Annotated in this window: 15 protein-coding genes; 11 read left to right on the top strand and 4 right to left on the bottom strand. The window is 47.6% G+C overall.

What is annotated here, in order from left to right; translation table 11 throughout:
• Positions 1-27 precede the first annotated feature (27 nt).
• Genes radA through E5342_RS06190 form a run of 3 tightly spaced genes read left to right on the top strand, consistent with a single transcriptional unit; the run spans position 28 to position 4,158 of the window.
• A complete protein-coding gene (gene radA / locus E5342_RS06200) occupies positions 28-1,398 on the top strand; it encodes a DNA repair protein RadA (RefSeq protein WP_121734996.1) in 1,371 nt (456 codons plus the stop codon).
• Between the two features lie 13 nt (positions 1,399-1,411).
• Positions 1,412-3,016: an NAD(P)/FAD-dependent oxidoreductase gene (locus E5342_RS06195; RefSeq protein ID WP_135959051.1), complete on the top strand. Its 1,605-nt coding sequence runs from the start codon at positions 1,412-1,414 to the stop codon at positions 3,014-3,016.
• 17 nt (positions 3,017-3,033) lie between these two features.
• Complete coding sequence (locus E5342_RS06190; RefSeq protein ID WP_236651449.1) at positions 3,034-4,158, top strand: glycoside hydrolase family 43 protein; 1,125 nt, start codon at positions 3,034-3,036, stop codon at positions 4,156-4,158.
• Here the strand turns inward: E5342_RS06190 and E5342_RS06185 are convergent.
• Both E5342_RS06185 and E5342_RS06180 read right to left on the bottom strand, forming a co-directional pair.
• Positions 4,152-4,541 carry a hypothetical protein gene (locus tag E5342_RS06185; RefSeq protein ID WP_121734993.1) on the bottom strand — a complete coding sequence of 130 codons (390 nt, stop codon included), beginning with the start codon at positions 4,539-4,541 and terminating at the stop codon, positions 4,152-4,154. The two genes, E5342_RS06190 and E5342_RS06185, sit on opposite strands and share 7 nt — an antisense overlap.
• A 23-nt stretch (positions 4,542-4,564) precedes the next feature.
• The gene (locus E5342_RS06180) at positions 4,565-5,374 is read right to left on the bottom strand and encodes a peptidylprolyl isomerase (protein WP_121734992.1); all 810 of its coding nucleotides are present in this window, start codon (positions 5,372-5,374) and stop codon (positions 4,565-4,567) included.
• Between the two features lie 108 nt (positions 5,375-5,482).
• On the opposite strand from E5342_RS06180, the gene E5342_RS06175 reads away from it, so the two are divergent.
• The 3 genes from E5342_RS06175 (at position 5,483) to E5342_RS06165 (ending at position 9,214) form a co-directional block, all read left to right on the top strand.
• Positions 5,483-7,159 carry a putative transporter gene (locus tag E5342_RS06175; protein WP_121735076.1) on the top strand — a complete coding sequence of 559 codons (1,677 nt, stop codon included), beginning with the start codon at positions 5,483-5,485 and terminating at the stop codon, positions 7,157-7,159.
• A 245-nt stretch (positions 7,160-7,404) separates the two neighbouring features.
• Positions 7,405-8,262, top strand: a complete 858-nt coding sequence (locus tag E5342_RS06170; protein WP_121734991.1) for an ROK family protein — start codon at positions 7,405-7,407, stop codon at positions 8,260-8,262.
• A gap of 40 nt (positions 8,263-8,302) precedes the next feature.
• Complete coding sequence (locus E5342_RS06165) at positions 8,303-9,214, top strand: ThuA domain-containing protein (protein ID WP_135959050.1); 912 nt, start codon at positions 8,303-8,305, stop codon at positions 9,212-9,214.
• A 120-nt stretch (positions 9,215-9,334) separates the two neighbouring features.
• Here E5342_RS06165 and E5342_RS06160 read toward each other — a convergent pair whose 3' ends face one another.
• Both E5342_RS06160 and recJ read right to left on the bottom strand, forming a co-directional pair.
• Positions 9,335-11,251 (bottom strand): RecQ family ATP-dependent DNA helicase, encoded by a 1,917-nt coding sequence (locus tag E5342_RS06160; protein WP_135959049.1) that lies wholly within the window; start codon positions 11,249-11,251, stop codon positions 9,335-9,337.
• A 9-nt stretch (positions 11,252-11,260) separates the two neighbouring features.
• The gene (recJ, locus tag E5342_RS06155; RefSeq protein WP_135959048.1) at positions 11,261-12,985 is read right to left on the bottom strand and encodes a single-stranded-DNA-specific exonuclease RecJ; all 1,725 of its coding nucleotides are present in this window, start codon (positions 12,983-12,985) and stop codon (positions 11,261-11,263) included.
• A gap of 224 nt (positions 12,986-13,209) precedes the next feature.
• Between recJ and E5342_RS06150 the strand changes: the two genes are divergently transcribed.
• Genes E5342_RS06150 through E5342_RS06130 form a run of 5 tightly spaced genes read left to right on the top strand, consistent with a single transcriptional unit; the run spans position 13,210 to position 18,296 of the window.
• Positions 13,210-13,770, top strand: coding sequence for an L-threonylcarbamoyladenylate synthase (locus tag E5342_RS06150; protein ID WP_121734987.1), 561 nt, complete (start codon positions 13,210-13,212; stop codon positions 13,768-13,770).
• Positions 13,771-13,772: 2 nt separating this feature from the next.
• On the top strand, positions 13,773-15,131 hold the full coding sequence (locus E5342_RS06145) for a sugar transferase (RefSeq protein WP_121734986.1): 1,359 nt from the start codon (positions 13,773-13,775) through the stop codon (positions 15,129-15,131).
• Between the two features lies 1 nt (position 15,132).
• The gene (locus tag E5342_RS06140) at positions 15,133-16,917 is read left to right on the top strand and encodes a chloride channel protein (protein ID WP_121734985.1); all 1,785 of its coding nucleotides are present in this window, start codon (positions 15,133-15,135) and stop codon (positions 16,915-16,917) included.
• Between the two features lie 30 nt (positions 16,918-16,947).
• Positions 16,948-17,922: a methionyl-tRNA formyltransferase gene (gene fmt, locus E5342_RS06135; RefSeq protein WP_121734984.1), complete on the top strand. Its 975-nt coding sequence runs from the start codon at positions 16,948-16,950 to the stop codon at positions 17,920-17,922.
• Positions 17,922-18,296, top strand: coding sequence for a YbaN family protein (locus E5342_RS06130; RefSeq protein WP_121734983.1), 375 nt, complete (start codon positions 17,922-17,924; stop codon positions 18,294-18,296). Before fmt ends, E5342_RS06130 begins: the two co-directional genes overlap by 1 nt.
• Positions 18,297-18,664 lie beyond the last annotated feature (368 nt).

Genomic DNA, 18,664 nt, shown 5'->3' with positions numbered 1-18,664 from the left:
GTATCTTTACGCCAAATTCAGGATAGAATGGCGAAAACAAAAACGGTATATGTCTGCTCTAATTGTGGTGCTGATTCCCCGAAATGGCTGGGTAAATGCCCGAATTGTGGGGAATGGAACACCTATGTAGAGGAAATCGTAACAAAGGAGCCTGCCATGAAGTGGCCGGTTCCCGGTAATATGGAGGGCAATAAGATTCGTCCAGTGTTATTGCGTGATATAACGACGGAAGAGGAGCCCCGTATTGATTTAAAAGATGATGAATTAAACAGGGTACTCGGCGGAGGCTTGGTGAGGGGCTCTTTGGTCTTGATTGGTGGAGAGCCAGGAATCGGTAAATCCACTTTGGTCTTGCAAACTGTGTTGGGCTTGACAGGCTTGAAAACCCTATATGTCTCGGGTGAGGAGAGTAGCCGCCAGTTGAAACTCCGAGCGGATCGATTGTCGCATGATAATCCGAACTGTTTCATCCTATGCGAGACACATCTGGAACAGATTTTTACGCAAGCTGCCAATATCCAGCCGGACTTGATGATCATAGATTCCATACAAACTATCTTTACGGAAGTCGTGGAATCTTCCCCCGGCAGTGTTTCCCAAGTACGCGAGTGTAGCGCCGCTATCTTGAAATACGCCAAGGAAAGCGGTGTCCCGGTCTTATTGATCGGCCATATCAATAAGGAAGGCAGTATCGCCGGTCCGAAGGTATTGGAGCATATCGTGGATACGGTGTTGCAGTTTGAGGGCGATCAGCATTATATGTATCGTATCTTGCGGAGCATCAAGAACCGTTTCGGCAGTACGGCGGAACTAGGGATTTACGAGATGCGCCAGAACGGGCTTCGTGAGGTCAGCAATCCATCCGAGTTATTATTAACCCAGAATCATGAGGGACTGAGCGGTGTCGCCATCGCCGCCGCTATCGAGGGGGTACGTCCTTTCTTGATCGAGACGCAAGCCTTGGTTAGCTCGGCGGTTTACGGTACGCCGCAACGTAGCGCCACCGGATTCGATTTACGCCGAATGAATATGTTATTGGCGGTATTGGAGAAAAGGGCGGGTTTCAAGTTGATCCAGAAAGATGTTTTCCTGAATATCGCCGGAGGTTTGAAAGTGAATGATCCGGCTATCGATTTGGCGGTAATCAGTTCCATCCTTTCCTCTAGCTTGGATATCAGCATCGAGCCGGGTATTTGTATGGCCGGAGAGGTAGGCTTGTCCGGAGAGATCCGTCCGGTCAACCGTATTGAGCAACGTATTTTGGAGGCGGAGAAGCTGGGTTTCTCCCGGATTATCATTCCGCATAATAATCTAAAAGGTTTCGATACGGCGAAGAGCAAGATCCAAATCGTACAGGTAAAGAAAGTGGAGGAAGCCTTTCGGCAACTATTCGGTTAATATATAATAAACAATGATAAAAGAATTACAACTCCGGATATTGCCGGAAGAAGCTGTTAATGAGCAATCGTTAAGGCAAGTAGTAGCCCGTGAGACAGGTGAGGCACCGAAAAATATCCGGGCCGTACGTGTATTGAAACGTTCGATAGACGCACGCCAGCGAACGATATTTGTCAACGTGAAACTGCGTGTTTTTATGAACGAGATGCCCAGCGAGCCGGAATATCAATCAATAGAGTATAAAGATGTCTCGGCAGGGAAAACTGTAATCGTCGTAGGAGCCGGTCCGGGAGGTCTGTTCGCTGCCTTGCGCTTGATAGAGCTAGGCTTGCGCCCTATCATCGTTGAGCGAGGTAAGAACGTGAGGGAACGCAAGAAAGATATCGCCTTGATCAGTCGTGAGCATAAGGTGGACGGAGAGTCAAATTATAGTTTCGGTGAGGGTGGTGCCGGTGCTTATTCTGATGGAAAGCTGTATACCCGTAGCAAGAAAAGAGGCTCGGTAGATAAGATATTGAATATCTTCTGCCAATTTGGGGCCAGTTCCTCTATCTTGGCGGATGCCCATCCGCATATCGGAACCGATAAGCTCCCGCATGTGATCGAGAATATCCGGGAGCAAATCAAGCGATGTGGAGGTGAGGTGTATTTTGAGACCCGTATGGATGCTTTTATCATGAAAAAGAACGAGGTGATTGGCATCGAGACAAATACGGGAAAGAATTTTTATGGGCCTGTTATCTTGGCGACTGGCCATTCCGCCCGTGATGTCTATAACTATTTATACGAACGCCAGATACTGATCGAGGCGAAGGGTATTGCGGTCGGTGTTCGTCTGGAACACCCTCAGGAATTGATCGACCAAATTCAGTATCATCGGAAGGAAGGTCGTGGGAAATATCTTCCTGCGGCGGAGTATAGCTTTGTGACGCAAGCGAATAATCGAGGCGTCTATTCCTTCTGCATGTGCCCGGGAGGTTTCGTGGTTCCTGCGGCGAGCGGACCTAAGCAGGTTGTAGTGAATGGAATGTCACCTTCCAACCGAGGTTCCCGCTGGTCTAACTCAGGGATGGTGGTAGAGATCCGTCCGGAGGATTATTCCGAACTGGTAGGGCAGGAGGAGCTTTATCTTCGGAATGGCGAGAAGGTGGGTGCGGATTCCCCATTAGCGTTGATGGCCTTTCAGGAACGTCTGGAAGAGGTCTGTTGGTTGAATGGAGGCATGAAGCAAACGGCCCCCGCCCAGCGTATGGATGATTTCATGCGGAAGAAGAACTCATTCGATTTACCGGTTTCCTCGTATACGCCGGGTCTGCTGGCCTCTCCGTTGCATTTTTGGATGCCGGAATTCGTGACCAGTCGCCTTCGTGAAGGTTTCCGTTATTTCGGTAAGGTCTCTAGAGGCTTCTTGACGAACGAGGCAACCATGATTGGTGTAGAGACCCGTACATCTGCTCCGGTCCGTATCTTCCGTGATCGGGAGACTTATCAACATGTCACGGTAAAAGGTCTTTTCCCTTGCGGTGAGGGAGCCGGTTATGCGGGAGGAATCGTATCTGCCGCCATCGATGGGGAACGTTGTGCGGAAGGAGTGTATAATTTTGAATCCAATAAATAAGAAAAATGAAAAGTAGTATGAAAATAGGAATATCCCTTTGTCTGGGAGTTCTTATGTATTTGAATGTGGGGTGTACGGGAAAAAAGTCTACTGCGGAAGCACTGGAATTAACGTACAGTAACCCTTTGTCAGTCCAGTTTGGTGATCCATACGTATTGTTGGCCTCGGACGGACGTTATTATATGTATGGTACGGGGGCCGGTGCTATAGACGGTTTTTGCGCCTATTCTTCCGATGATTTAATCCATTGGAAAGCGGAAGGGCAAGTTTATCGGGGCAATACGCCCGATTCTTGGGCGATCGCTAATTTCTGGGCACCGGAAGTGTACGAACGTGACGGGAAGTTCTATATGTTCTTCAGTGCGGATTGGCGGAATAATCCGACTCACGAGGAGGAAAATTTCCGTATCGGCGTAGCTGTGTCGGATAAGCCGACCGGACCATTTAAGGAATTGGCCGATGGGCCTTTATTCGATCCGGGATATCCTGTTATCGACGGAAACTTGATCGAGGATGAGGATGGCCGTACCTATCTCTATTATTCCCGTTGTTGCTATAAGCATCCGGTAGAAAGCGAGATCGCCGATGAGGCAAAGAAGAAAGGCATGTTCGACTCCGTTGAGGAAAGTTGGATTTACGGGGTGGAAGTCGCTCCGGATCTTACGCACGTGATTGGGGAACCCGTACTTCTGCTGCGTCCACCCGTAAAATTGGATGATGCGCAAAGTGAGTGGGAAAGTCGCTCGGTTACCCAAGGGGAGGTCGGACGTCGTTGGACGGAAGGTTCTTTCATGCTACGTCACAACGGGTTGTATTATATGATGTATTCCGCTAATTATTTCGGCGGGGCGAATTATGCGGTGGGATATGCCGTGTCCGAACATCCGTTAGGACCGTTTGAGAAAGCATCTAATAATCCGGTATTGGAGAAGAATGTGGAAAAAGGTGGTATCGTGACGGGTACCGGACATAATAGCGTTACTTGGTCGAAGGACGGAAAACAAATGTATTGCGTTTACCACGGGCGTACTCAGAAGACCGGGGATGAGCGGGTCGTATTTATCGATAAAATGCGAATTGATGAGAATGGCCTTCTAGTCGTGGAAGGCCCTACCACCGATCCGCAGCAATCTATTCAATAGTTATTGATCTCTTCCAGCAACGCCACTCGTTCCAACGAGAACGTAGTGTCGTTGCGTTGGATATATTCCAGCAGTTCTTTCGCCCGATGTAAAACCCGTTTCTTGTCGGGATCTGGTAGCTGATAGCTTTCCTCGATGAGGGTCTTTGCCGCTATATCCATGCGATACAAGCCACACGAATCCTCACAGTCCAGAAACCTGCGGATATCATCCAGCGAGGTAGTGAGCAAGAAGTCTCTATTCAATCGCAAGGCCGTATAAGCGGCTTGGATCAACTCCAGATTTTTGTGTGCCCCGTCATTCGAGTTACGATTGAGGGCTATCTGGGTGATCATCTTGCCTAGTTCCTCAATCTGTACCATTATCAAGTCTCTTTTTAACATAATGTATGGGTTTATAGGGTGAATTATTCGATCGTTATACTTTGGATGCGGATGTCTTTCTTCGGACGGTCATTCTGGTCTTTCGGCTGGGTGGCGATCTGATCCAAAATGTCGAAACCCTCTGTCAGCTCTCCGAAGATCGTATAGGTGCCATCCAAATGATGGCAACCGCCTACGGTGGTATAAGCCTTCCGTTGCTCATCCGTAAATAGCAAATGTCCGGGAGTCGCTTGAATAACGGAATCTATCTGTGCGTTAATTACTCTCAATCGCTTCTGGTATTCCCGTTTATTACTCATCTTTATCATATTCAGCTCCGCACGGACCGGTGTGTAAAACTCCTTCAGGGCCTTTTGCCGGGTCGGGTAGTTGGCGGTACGCTCTAATGTATCCAGTTCGGTTTCCCGGTAGACCTTCCCCTGCACGATAAAGAATTGCGATATATCCGATTTCTTTTGCGGGTTGATATCGTCTGGTTGACGGGGAGCGGCCAAGGCTCCTTTTTTATGAAAATATTTCTTGTTGATTTCGGGCGGGATCTCGGCGGAAGGATCGCCAAAGCCGCATTTGGCACCGGCGGGAGCGTTCTTGGAATCCGGGGCTCCTCCTTGGATCATAAACTCCGGCAGGACACGGGTGAATAAGGTCCCGTTGAAATCCCCCCGTTTCGCCCGTTCGATGAAAGTACGGGTGTGATTAGGCACATCATTGTACAGGATGGCTTTCATCGTACCTACGTTGGTTTTAATCACGATTGTCTTTCCCGCTTCTTGCGCAGAGGTGGCTGTCAAGCATAGGAATAGTGCTGATAAAATATAATAGATCTTTTTCATGAAATTTTAATTTGAAAGGTAAATATAGGCGTTATGTTGTAAAACACAAAGTAAATGCCTAACTTCGCGTCTTTATTAATAGGTAATAAGATTTTTAAAGATTTTGGCATGGATTGGATAAACGATTTATTATGGGGAGAAGGTATCGGGCACTCCATTCTTTTACTATCTTTCGTGATTGCCGCCGGCATCCAGTTAGGAAAGATAAAGGTATTTGGGATTTCGCTTGGGATTACCTTGGTGTTGTTTGTTGGTATTATTTTAGGGCATTTCGGGTTTACGGTTAACCACAATGTGATTCATTTCTTTAAGGAATTTGGATTGATCTTATTTGTTTATTCGGTAGGTATGCAAGTAGGGCCGGGGTTCTTCTCGTCGTTTAAGCAGGGGGGGATCACGTTGAATATGCTTGCCTGTGGAATTGTCTTCCTTGGCGTGGCTACGGCTTTAGTATTGCATTTCGTGACAGGTATTCCGATGCCTACGATGGTGGGTATTTTATCGGGTGCGGTGACGAATACTCCGGGATTGGGTGCGGCTCAGCAGGCTTATTCCGATATGTACGGGGTTTCTGATAATACGATCGCCTTGGGTTACGCCGTGGCTTATCCGCTGGGCGTGATCGGTATTATTCTTTCGATCATTTTCGTACGTTACGTATTCCGTGTGAATTTCGATAAGGAGAATGACGATTTGAATAAGGAGGATGCCTCGCATACGAATGAGGCGAAACCGATCTCGCTGGTCGTAAAGAACCCAGCGGTTTTCGGTAAGACGGTAGGGGAGTTATCCGGTTTGATGGATCATCTGGATTTCGTGATCTCCCGTGTATGGCGTAATGATAACAAGCAGATCGAGATCGCTTCTGCCAGTACGATCTTGCATGAGGATGATAAGATTTTCGTGATTACGACCGATCAAGATGCCGATTCCGTAAAGACATTCATCGGCGAGGAGATTGACATGGAGCGTAAGCAATGGATTCGTATGGAAAGCCAGTTTATCAACCGACGTATCTTGATTACAAAACCGGATTTGAATGGCAAGAAGCTGGGACAATTGAAATTACGCAAGTTATACGGTATCAATATCACCCGTATCAACCGTGCGGGCGTGGACTTGGTAGCTACGCCAGGTTTGACGTTACAGGTGGGCGACCGTGTGAATGTGGTAGGTACCGAGACGGCCGTGTCTAACGTAGAGAAGGTATTGGGTAACTCCATGAAACGTTTGAACGAGCCGAACTTGATCACGATCTTTATTGGCATTGCTCTCGGTATTGTCTTGGGTAGTATTCCGATCACGTTCCCGGGTATTCCGCAACCAGTTAAATTAGGTTTGGCGGGAGGTCCGTTGATCGTAGCGATCTTGATTAGCCGTTTTGGTTACCACTATAAGTTGGTTACCTATACGACCCAGAGCGCAAACTTGATGTTGCGTGAGATCGGTATCACTCTCTTCCTCGCTTGTGTGGGTATCAGTGCCGGCGATGGTTTTGTGGATACGATCGTGAACAATGGTGGATTCGCTTGGATCGGTTACGGTTTCATTATCACGACGATTCCTTTGCTGATCATAGGTTGTGTAGGCCGCTATTTCTATAAGATCAATTATTTCACCTTAATGGGCTTGATCGCTGGTAGTACGACGGATCCACCCGCTTTGGCTTACTCGAACGCTACGGCTGGAAACGACGCTCCTTCCGTAGGTTACGCCACGGTATATCCGTTAACCATGTTCTTGCGGGTGCTTACGGCACAATTATTGATCTTGTTCTTCGCTTGATGCGGTAGTTATAATGGTGCCGTTTTACACGTATACCGACACTGCCTTATACGTATATCGACGTTGGCCTATGCGAACATAGGCATGAGTCGATGTTGGTATACGTGCTGGATGGAGTTGACGCTGGCGAAAATAAAAAGCATAGATGTATTAAATTTATTCAGTTTAAAAGGCAATGTTATTCGTAGCATTGCCTTTTTTGTTAGCTTTGTGGGAGTATAATCTAATTTAATATCGTGGAAAGAATGAGTGTAGAGAAGAAAAACGCTTATATCGGAGTGGATTTAGGGGGGACGAATATGCGTGCCGGCCGTATCGTAGGGGATCGATTAGTGGCTCAGGGGAGTGCCCCGACTCCCAAGGACGCTGCGGATTACGGGGAGACATTGGAAGCTTTGATAGAGGTGATCCGTTCCGTGTGGGACGAGACTGTGGTAGCTATCGGTATCGGTGTGCCGAGCGTGGTGGATCGTGAGAAGGGGATCGTATATAACGTGGTGAATATCCCGCATTGGGAGGAGGTACATTTGAAGGAGATCTTGGAGGCTCGCTTCTCCGTGCCGGTTTATGTGGATAACGATGCGAATTGCTTCGCTTTGGGTGAGCGTATCTTTGGCGAAGGAAAGACGGTTGATAACTTCGTGGGCCTCACCTTGGGTACGGGTTTGGGGGGTGGAATTATCCAGAAAGGCAAGCTGCTGACCGACGCTAATTGTGGCTCGGGAGAGTTTGGCATGATTCCCTACCAAGGACAGATCTTGGAATATTTCTGTAGCGGTTCCTATTTCATGAACGTATGGGGCGTGGATGGGAAGGAGATGTACACCCGTGCAATGCGGAAGGACGAGCAGGCGCTGGAGGCTTACCGGAGGTTGGGTGTACATGTGGCCGCCGCTATTAAGATCGTTGTATTGACGGTGGATCCGGAGATGATCGTCTTTGGAGGCTCGGTGACCGCCGCCCATGAGTTGTTTGAAGAGAGCATGTATGAGGACTTGAAAGATTTCGCTTATCCGAACTCTATTAAGAACCTGAAGATACGTTTCTCTAAGTTAGAGAATCCGGGGCTATTCGGTGCGGCTTCTCTTTGTTATGATAAATAAAGACGGATAATTTATCGTTTACTTAAATCTGATTTATACCATGAGACATGTATGTTGTAGGAAGATAGTTTTCCTTTTTGCCGCTTTACTGGTTGTATGTGGCATGTCGGCCCGTAAGCCGATCAAGACGTTATTAATAACGGGACAGAATAACCATAATTGGCAGGTGAGCCATGTGGTACTTAAACAGATATTGGAGAACTCGGGACGTTTCTCCGTGGATTTCGCTATTTCTCCGGAGGCAGGGAAGGATATGTCCGGCTTTGTCTTGGATTTCAGTCCTTACGAGTTGGTGGTGCTGGATTATAATGGGGATGCTTGGCCGGAGGAAACCAACCGTCGTTTCTTGGAGTATGTGCGAGGAGGAGGTGGTGTCGTGGTCTATCATGCCGCTGATAACGCCTTCGTGAACTGGCCGGAATACAATATGATTTGTGCCTTGGGCGGTTGGGAGAACCGGGATGAGAAAGCGGGCCCCTATGTATATTGGAGCGATAGAAAGTTGGTAAAGGATAGTTCGGCGGGCGTGGGTGGCTCTCATGGCAAGCAACATGAGTATGTGCTGAATGCCCGGAACCATGAGCATCCGATCATGAAGGGGCTGCCGAATAAATGGAAACATGCGCAGGATGAGTTATATGATCGTATGCGTGGCCCGGGAAATATAAAAGATTGCTTGTATACGGCTTATTCGGACAAGGAGACCGGAGGCTCCGGCCGTGAAGAGCCGTTGATCTTTACGGTTGATTATGGGAATGCCCGTATATTCCATACGATGTTAGGGCATGCGGGGGAAACGGTAGAGAATTGCCCGGCTATGCAATGCGCCGGCTTCCAGATCACCTTGTTAAGAGGTGCGGAATGGGCCGCTACCGGCAAGGTAACCCAAAAGGTTCCCGCTGATTTCCCGACGGAAAAACAAGTATCTAATCGGAGTAATTATAAGCGGTGATACTTGGTTTATTAGAATGCCCATTGTAAGCTCCTTATGATGGGCATTCTAGCAAGCTAACAATGGGCATTCTAAGGAGCTTACGATGGGCATTCTAAGGAGCTTACGATGGGCATCGTGCTATTTTGCTGAATCCTCGTGCGATAGATAGCCGTCGCTTAATGTGAATCGGAGATCTTGATCCGCCAGAAAGCGGATGGCCGTGAGGCTTTTCTCTTGAGGGAAAGGTAATTTCTCAATAAGTTCTTTCACGGGGATAGGGGATTCCCCGGCCAATACCTTTACGAGACTTTCCCGGATAGCGTTGAATTCCCAATTCATAAGTTGTGATTCATGCTTCGATAGGCATACGTCGCAACAGCCACAAGGGGCGGAATCTTCCTCGCCGAAATAGGATAGGAGCATGCGGCTACGGCATACCCGTTCCTCGTTAATATATTCCAGCACCTTCTTGATCCGTTTTCCGAAGCGTACCTTGCGTTCCTCATACGCCGAGCGGGGTATGGATAGGTACCGCTGTTCCTCCCGGGTCTGGGTATAGATAATCAACGGCGTTTTCTTATGCGGGATGTAGTTTACGATCCGGTATCTGGATAAACCTACCAAAATCTCATACACCTCGTGAGGCGTCACTCTCGCACGGGTAGCGATTACGCTCTCATCGATATAAACATAATCTGCGAACAGCCCGGTGTAAGAGCGCAAGATCGTCTGGATCACCTCATCCGTACGCTTGTTCTCATTTAAGTACCTGTAAAGCTCGTCACGGGTAGCCGTGAACATCAGACGGGAGGCGCTGTCCATCTCCTCCGTATACTCGATATAACCAGATAGCCCAAGGATCTTCAAGGCATGATGCGCTTGCAATAAAGAGAACTTATAAGCGGAACAGAAATCCGTTAACGAGAAATCGTGTACCGTATCTAGCCCGTACCCCACGGCAATCTGGTAATAATTACCCAATGCCTCGTAGACCCGGTAGATAAACTCCTTGTCCGGGAACTCATCCGCCAGCCGTTTCTTTAGCTTGGCACTATCCGTGGAGGAACAAAGAGCCACGGCGAACGCTTTTTTCTCATCACGCCCCCCGCGTCCGGCCTCTTGATAATATTCTTCCAACGATCCCGGCATATCCATATGCACGACCAATCGCACGTCCGGCTTATCGATGCCCATACCAAAAGCGTTGGTCGATACGATTACCCGGCACTCGTTGTTTTTCCAGCGGGCCTGACGTAACTCTTTCTCGTCACGGTTTAACCCGGCATGGAAGAAATCAGCGGAGATACCCGCCTGTTGTAGCATGACGGCGATCTCTTTGGTGCGTTTCCGGTTGCGGACATATACGATGGCCGTACCCGGAACTTTTCCTAATATATAAACGAGTGTATTTAACTTATCTTCCGTCTTTCGGACAATATAAGCCAGATTCTTGCGAGCGAAGCTCTTTTGGAATACGTTCTTCTCCTTGAACCGCAGGCGCTCTTGTATGTCATTTACCACTTCCGGGGTAGCCGTGGCGGTTAAGGCCAATACAGGGACATCCGGCAATAAGTCCCGGATCTCAGCGATATTGAGGTAAGAAGGACGGAAATCGTATCCCCATTGCGAGATACAGTGACTCTCGTCGATCACTAGCAGACAAACCTGCATGGACCCCATCTTGATCCGGAAAATATCCGTACTAAGCCGCTCCGGGGAGACATATAAGAACTTATACCCCCCGAAGATGCAATTCTCCAGTTGCGTGATAATCTCTTGCCGGCTCATGCCCGAATAAACGGCTGTAGCCTTAATACCGACCCGGCGTAAGTTCTCCACTTGGTCTTTCATCAAGGCAATCAAGGGAGTGACAACAATACAAATCCCCTCCATAGCCAAGGCCGGCACCTGGAAGGTTATGGATTTACCACCACCCGTAGGCATCAGCCCGAGCGTATCTTTTCCGGCACAGACGGAATGAATAATATCCTCCTGTAAGGGGCGAAAAGCAGGGTATCCCCAATACTTCTCTAATATCTTATGGTAGACGTCCACCTGTCCTCCTCATGTGTCGTCGGGTTTGATGTCTTTGATCATCAGCTGGATAGATGTGTTTCCGTTGTAGGTATTCTCCTCCACCGTGTAGCAGATGTTGAAAGGCTTCATACTCTTGATATGGTCATTGTGCCTGTGCATGCCGAAAGCGATGGCGTGCATAGGGGTACTTGAGTTTCCGTCAATCAATTCCAGCTTGAGATGCTCCAGTTCCTTACCCACGAGCTTGCTGGTGCCGTAGTCCTTTACGCCAAGCGAGCAGAATACGGGTTTCTGGTTATCCGGTCCGAAGGGACTCATCTTCTTCAAATCGTTCACGAACTTCTGGTTGATCTCTTTCAAATCCAAGATAGCGTCGATATCGATCTGTGGGATCATCTGTTCCGGTATGATCTCCTCGGAGGCGATTTTCAAGAAACGCTCGGTGAATGCCTCTAGGTTTTCTTCCCGAAGGGAAAGTCCGGCGGCGTAGGTATGCCCTCCGAAATTCTCCAATAAATCCCGGCAACTCTCTATCGCCTTGTAAATATCGAAACCCGTTACGGAACGTGCCGATCCGGTGATCAACTCGGACGATTTGGTAAGAACGACCGCCGGACGGTAATACTTCTCGGTCAATCGGGACGCTACAATACCGATCACGCCTTTGTGCCATCCCGGGTTATACACTACGATCGCCTTCCGGTCATCCATGTTCTCCACTTCGTCGATGACAGCGTTTGCCTCGTCGGTGATTTTCTTGTCCAATTCCCGACGTTCCTCATTGTATTGGTTGATGCTCTCGCTCTTCTCCCGGGCGCTGGTGCTATCCTTAGACAGTAGCAGTTCCACCGCCTCCTTCCCGTTCATCATACGGCCGGAGGCATTGATACGGGGACCGATCTTGAAGACGATATCACTGATCGTAATCTCTTTTCCGGTCAATCCGCAGATATCGATAATCCCTTTCAATCCGAGGCTGGGGTTGCTGTTCAATTGCTTCAGCCCGTAATAGGCGAGGATGCGGTTCTCTCCCGTAATCGGAACGATATCCGAGGCGATACTGACCGCCGTCAGCTCCAGCAACTTCTCCAGATCCGAGAACGGGAAATTATTACTCTTGGCGAATGCCTGCATGAACTTGAATCCCACTCCGCAACCCGATAAATGCTCATACGGATAGATAGAATCCGAGCGTTTGGCATCCAACACGGCGACAGCGTCCGGCAAAGTGGCGTCCGGCATATGGTGGTCGCAGATAATAAAGTCGATACCTTTCTCCTTGGCGTATTCGATCTTCTCGATCGCCTTGATACCGCAATCCAGCGAGATAACCAACGATACGCCGTTCTCGGCGGCATAATCGATGCCCTTGTAAGAGATACCGTACCCCTCGTCGTACCGGTCCGGGATATAGAAATCCAAGGTAGACGAGTAAGGTCTTAAATACTTGAAGACGAGCGATACCGCCGTCGTTCCATCCACATCGTAATCGCCGTAGATCAAAATCTTTTCTTTATTCCCCAAAGCTTTGTTCAAGCGTCTCACCGCCTTATCCATATCCGGCAAAAGGAATGGATCGTGTAAATCGTTCAAGCTGGGTTTAAAGAATTTCTTCGCCTCTTCGATCGAAGTGATACCTCGTTGAACGAGTAAGAGACAGATTTCCGGGCTGAATCCCAATTCTGCCACCAGTTGGTCTCTCTTATGTAACTCTTCTTCTGATGGGGTTTGAAAGTTCCATTTGTTAATCATTATATATTGTTTTTTTTCTTTTTTGCTTGCCTGATACTACGGATACCTTGTCATCCTTAATCTACCGTATGACAAAGGCGAGATTTCCGCAATATATTTCATCCCGTAAAGTTAGAAATTAAATATGGTATATCCGGTATGGCTTAAAGAAAATAGTTTTTTTGTTATTATTTTTTTGAAGTAGGAGAATGATTCGTACATTTGCCTAAATATTATAAAAAACAATGACGGAAGATATTAAAAAAGCTTGCGAAGTAATGGCTGCAGGCGGCATAATACTTTATCCTACAGACACTATCTGGGGAATTGGTTGCGACGCTACCAATGAAAAAGCCGTACAAAGAGTGTACGAGCTAAAGCGAAGGGCAGACAATAAGGCTATGCTGGTCTTAATGGACAACGAGGCTAAATTGGATAGGTACGTGTCGGATGTTCCCGATATTGCTTGGGACTTGATTAGCGTGTCTGATAAGCCGTTGACCATCATTTACTCAAGTGCCAAGAATTTGGCGACAAATCTATTGGGTGCCGATGGTAGCGTAGGTATCCGCATCACGAACGAGGAGTTCTCCAAGAAATTGTGCGAGCGCTTCCGTAAACCTTTGGTCTCTACTTCCGCCAATGTTAGTGGCGAGCCTGCACCCGCTAATTTCAGCGAGGTATCGGAGGTGATCAAGGAGGGTGTGGATTATATTGTGAGTTATCGTCAGGATGATATGAGCAAGGTCGCTCCGTCCGGTATTATCAAGCTAGGAGCCGGTGGACTTGTGCAGGTAATTAGATAAGGATGAAGAAAAGCGTACAAGCCGGAAAATATATTGTCTCGGATTTTATTGCGTCGTCGGCAGTCTGGTTATTATTTAACCTAATACGCTATGAGGAGGTGGCGGTGTATGAAGGGTTTGATACCGTCGGGGCTTTTTTGCTGCATATCCCCTCGTTGAAGGGGCAGTTGTTGATCCCGCTTTTCTGGTTCGTATTATATTGGTTTTCCGGTTATTATAATAAGCCCTTCGGTAAGTCGAGGCTTACCGAGTTATTCTCTACTCTTGGGAGCGTGTCGATTGGTGTCGTGATCTTGTTTTTTGCCTTAGTGCTGAACGACTTGCCCCGTTCCTATCATGTGTATTATGATATGTTTTTCTCCTTATGGGGATTGCAGTTTGCCTTGACGTATGTTCTCCGGTTATTGATTACGCAGGCCGGGTTGCGGAAGATAAAATGTAGGGAATGGGCGTTGAACGTATTGATGATCGGGGCGGGGAAGAAGGCGGCCTGTATTGCCGACGACCTGTATGGGTTGGGTTATAATATCGTCGGCTTTGTCTCTGAATCCAACTTGGAATCCTTGCCAGCGATCGTAGAGGAGAAAAAGGTAGATGAGCTGGTTGTCGCCTTGGAGACGGTGGATAATAGTCGTTTGATGGATATCCTGTATTCGTTATATTGCTATAAACGGCCGATCAAGATATTAGCGGATAAGTCCAGTTCATTATCGCAAGTGAAGATCAAGGCGATAAAAGGCGTTCCACTGGTGGACGTGACGGATAATAACTTCTTGCCCATCGAGCAGAATGTAAAGCTCTTTATGGATAAGATGTTGTCTCTGTTTTTCTTGGTGCTCTTATCTCCTTTGTTCCTGTATATCGCTTGGCGGGTGAAGAGGGATTCCCCTGGTCCTGTGTTTTTCAGTCAGGAACGGATCGGATACATGGGCGAACCTTTCATGATCTATAAGTTCCGCACGATGTATACGAACGCCGAGGAGGAAGGTCCGTTGCTCTCTTCCGAGGACGATTGTCGTATCACTCCCTTCGGACGGGTGATGCGGAAATATCGCTTGGACGAGTTACCGCAGTTCTGGAACGTGCTGAAAGGGGATATGTCGCTAGTCGGTCCCCGTCCGGAACGTAAATATTTCATCGAGCGGATCGTGAGGAAAGCTCCCTTCTATTATTTACTGCATAACGTCCGTCCGGGAATCACCTCTTTGGGAATGGTGAAATATGGATATGCCGGTAGCGTGGATGAGATGATCGAGCGCTTGGAATATGATATATTATACTATGAGAATATGTCCTTGATTCTGGACATAACGATTCTCATTTATACAGTTAAAACAGTTTTTACAGGTAAAGGTATTTAAAATGGCAAACGAAGGTTTATTCTATAAATTCTTGTTGTGGAGGGAAAAGCGTATCAAGGAGAAGCATTTCATTCTTATTATCAGTTTTATCGTGGGACTTTGTACAGCCGCCGCCGCCATAATACTGAAACAATTGATCCATTTCATACAGCATTTATTGACGGGCAATTTCAATGCTGATGGCGTGAATTACCTCTATTTGCTTTATCCGGTGATCGGTATCTTGTTGGCCGGATTATTCGTGAAATACATTGTGCGGGATGATATCAGCCACGGTGTGACGAAGATATTGTATGCTATCTCTCAACGAAAGAGCCGTATCAAGCCGCATAATACATGGACGTCTATCGTAGCCAGTTCCGTGACGATCGGCTTTGGTGGATCAGTCGGGGCGGAGGCTCCTATCGTATTGACAGGGGCGGCTATCGGTTCTAATCTGGGACGGGTGTTCAGGATGGAGCAGAAGACGTTGATGTTGCTCGTGGGATGTGGTGCCGCCGGAGCGATTGCCGGTATTTTCAAGGCGCCTATCGCTGGATTGGTGTTCGTGATCGAGGTATTGATGCTGGATCTTACGATGACTTCCGTGCTTCCTTTGCTGATCTCGTCGGTGACGGCGGCTACGATGTCTTATATCTTTACCGGGATCGAGGCTATGTTTAAGTTCTCTCAGACCGAAGCGTTCGAGATCGAGCGTATTCCTTACGTGCTCTTGCTGGGTGTTTTTTGCGGACTGGTATCCCTTTATTTTACCCGTGTGATGAACAAGGTGGAAGGAGTGTACCGGAAGTTGGGTACGTATTGGAAGAAGTTCATGTTGGGTGGCGTGATGCTGAGTATCTTGATATTCTTGTTTCCCCCGCTATATGGGGAGGGCTATGATACGATTGGCTCGTTGCTGAACGGGCAGTTCTCGCATATCATGGACAAGAGTTTGTTTTACGATCTGAACGATACGTATTTCGGGGTCTTGATCTTCTTGACCTTGATCTTGCTTACGAAGGTATTCGCTTCCAGTGCCACGAATGCCGGAGGGGGGTGCGGTGGTATTTTCGCTCCTAGTTTGTATCTGGGCTGTATCGCCGGTTTTATCTTTGCGCATACGTCTAATTATTTCCCGTTCACGATGTATATCTCAGAGAAGAATTTCGCTTTGTTGGGTATGGCAGGTATTATGTCCGGGGTGATGCACGCTCCTTTGACTGGTGTTTTCTTGATTGCCGAGCTGACGGGTGGGTATGATTTGTTCCTCCCCTTGATGATCGTCTCGATCAGTTCCTATATCACGATCCTTATGTTTGAGCCTCATAGCATCTACTCCATGCGCTTAGCACAGAAAGGCGAGTTGCTGACGCACCATAAAGATAGGGCGGTGCTTACCTTGTTACGAGCGGATAGTGTGATCGAGAAGGACTTCCAAACGGTCTTTCCTGAGATGACGTTGGGGGATATGGTTAAAGTGATTTCAAAATGCGGACGAAATATGTTCCCGGTCGTGGATGATCGAGGTATCTTATTGGGTATCGTTTTGCTGGATAATATCCGGAATATCATGTTCCGCCCGGAGTTGTATAACCGTTTCCATGTATCGAAGTTCATGGTTTCCGCCCCGGCCAAGATCGTAATCAACACGCCGATGGACCAGATCATGCAGACGTTTGACGATACCAAAGCGTGGAATCTTCCGGTGGTCGATGAGAATGGTCATTATATCGGCTTTATGTCGAAATCGAAGATATTTAATTCCTATCGGGAAGTCTTGGTCGATAACTTTTCCGGGGACTAACTTGTTACAAACAAATCCAATTTGTTATATATGAAGAAAGAGGATTTACGAATCGTATATATGGGTACTCCCGATTTCGCCGTGGAGAGCCTGCGTGCCTTAGTGGAAGGTGGGTATAATGTGGTAGGTGTCATTACGATGCCTGATAAGCCGATGGGCCGTCACGGTAGTGTGCTACAGCCGAGTGCCGTGAAGCAATATGCCGTATCGGTAGGTCTTCCGGTTTTGCAGCCCGAGAAGTTGAAGGACGAGTCGTTTTTAGAGGAACTGCGTGCCTTGCGGGCGGATTTGCAGATCGTGGTGGCGTTTCGTATGCTGCCGGAGGTGGTTTGGAATATGCCCCGTCTGGGAACGTTTAACCTGCATGCCTCCTTGCTTCCGCAATACCGGGGTGCCGCTCCGATCAATTGGGCGGTTATTAATGGTGATACGGAAACCGGCGTGACTACCTTCTTCCTTACGCATGAGATCGATACGGGTAAGATCATCTGTCAGAAACATCTGCCGATCGCCGATACCGACGATGTAGGAACCGTTCACGATGCCTTGATGGCGATGGGAGCGGGGTTGGTTACCAAGACCGTGGACTTACTGTTGGATGGAAAAACAGACGCTATCCCTCAAGAGGAATTCTATAAGGATGCTTCCGAGTTGCGTCCGGCCCCGAAGATATTCAAGGATACCTGCCATATCGACTGGAACCAGCCGTTGAAGAAGATCTATGATTTTATCCGTGGGCTTTCTCCTTATCCTGCCGCTTGGACAGAATTGGTCTCGATGGATGGTAAGCGTTTGGCTTTAAAGATTTATCAGGCAGAGAAACGTCAGGTGGAGCATAACTCCCCGATCGGCTCTATCCATACAGATCATAAATCGTATATCGACGTGGCCGTGAAGGACGGTTTCCTTCGCCTGCGTTCCTTACAACTTGCCGGAAAGAAACGGATGAATATAACGGACTTCCTGAATGGTTTCAAGCAAATCGCAGAATATACGGTTGGCTGATGAACGGGACGAGACGTATCATATACATTACGTTAGGAACGTTTTTTCTCATATTGGGAGCGATCGGCATCTTTGTCCCTTTGCTCCCGACCACTCCTTTTTGGTTACTGACTTGTTGGTTTTATGTCCGTAGCTCGGAGAAGCTTTATAATCGGGTGATGAGTAATCGTTATTTCGGGTCGCATATTAAGGGCTTTATGGAAGATAAGGCTATTCCTTTGCGCTCTAAGATTATCACGATCGCTATCATGTGGCTATCTACGGTCATCACTTCCCTTTTGCTAGTTGGCTATTGGTGGGTGAAAGTTTTGTTAGGGCTTATCAGTATCGGGGTCTCATGGCATATCCTCTCTTATCCTACTAAAAAAGGATGAGGAGACTTTTGTTTTTCGTATAATGAAAATTCTTGGAAGGTATGGATACAAAAAAGCGGTTGTCTGGCAAAGATACCAAGCAACCGCAGTATAATTTGAAAAAAATCAAATGTTCACCTTCCCAGTAAAATGGGGTGTTACTTATTTATTGTACCCCCATTTTGTTAATTCTGACTGACCGATAGCAGCGAGTGATCTCAAGCAACTATCCAAGAAATGTCTAATAAAGCTTTTCATAGCTCATTTTCTTTTTAATTAATAAATTTGTACCCTTCGGCACATTTTAAATCTCACATAACTTTTGAAGTCCGAGTAACGAATGAATTGAAAACCTAAACCTTTAACCTATTACTAACCTAATCCCAAAC

The sequence above is a fragment of the Parabacteroides distasonis genome (assembly GCF_004793765.1).
Classification (GTDB): domain Bacteria; phylum Bacteroidota; class Bacteroidia; order Bacteroidales; family Tannerellaceae; genus Parabacteroides; species Parabacteroides distasonis_A.
This window is presented reverse-complemented; position numbering and strand designations above follow the sequence as displayed.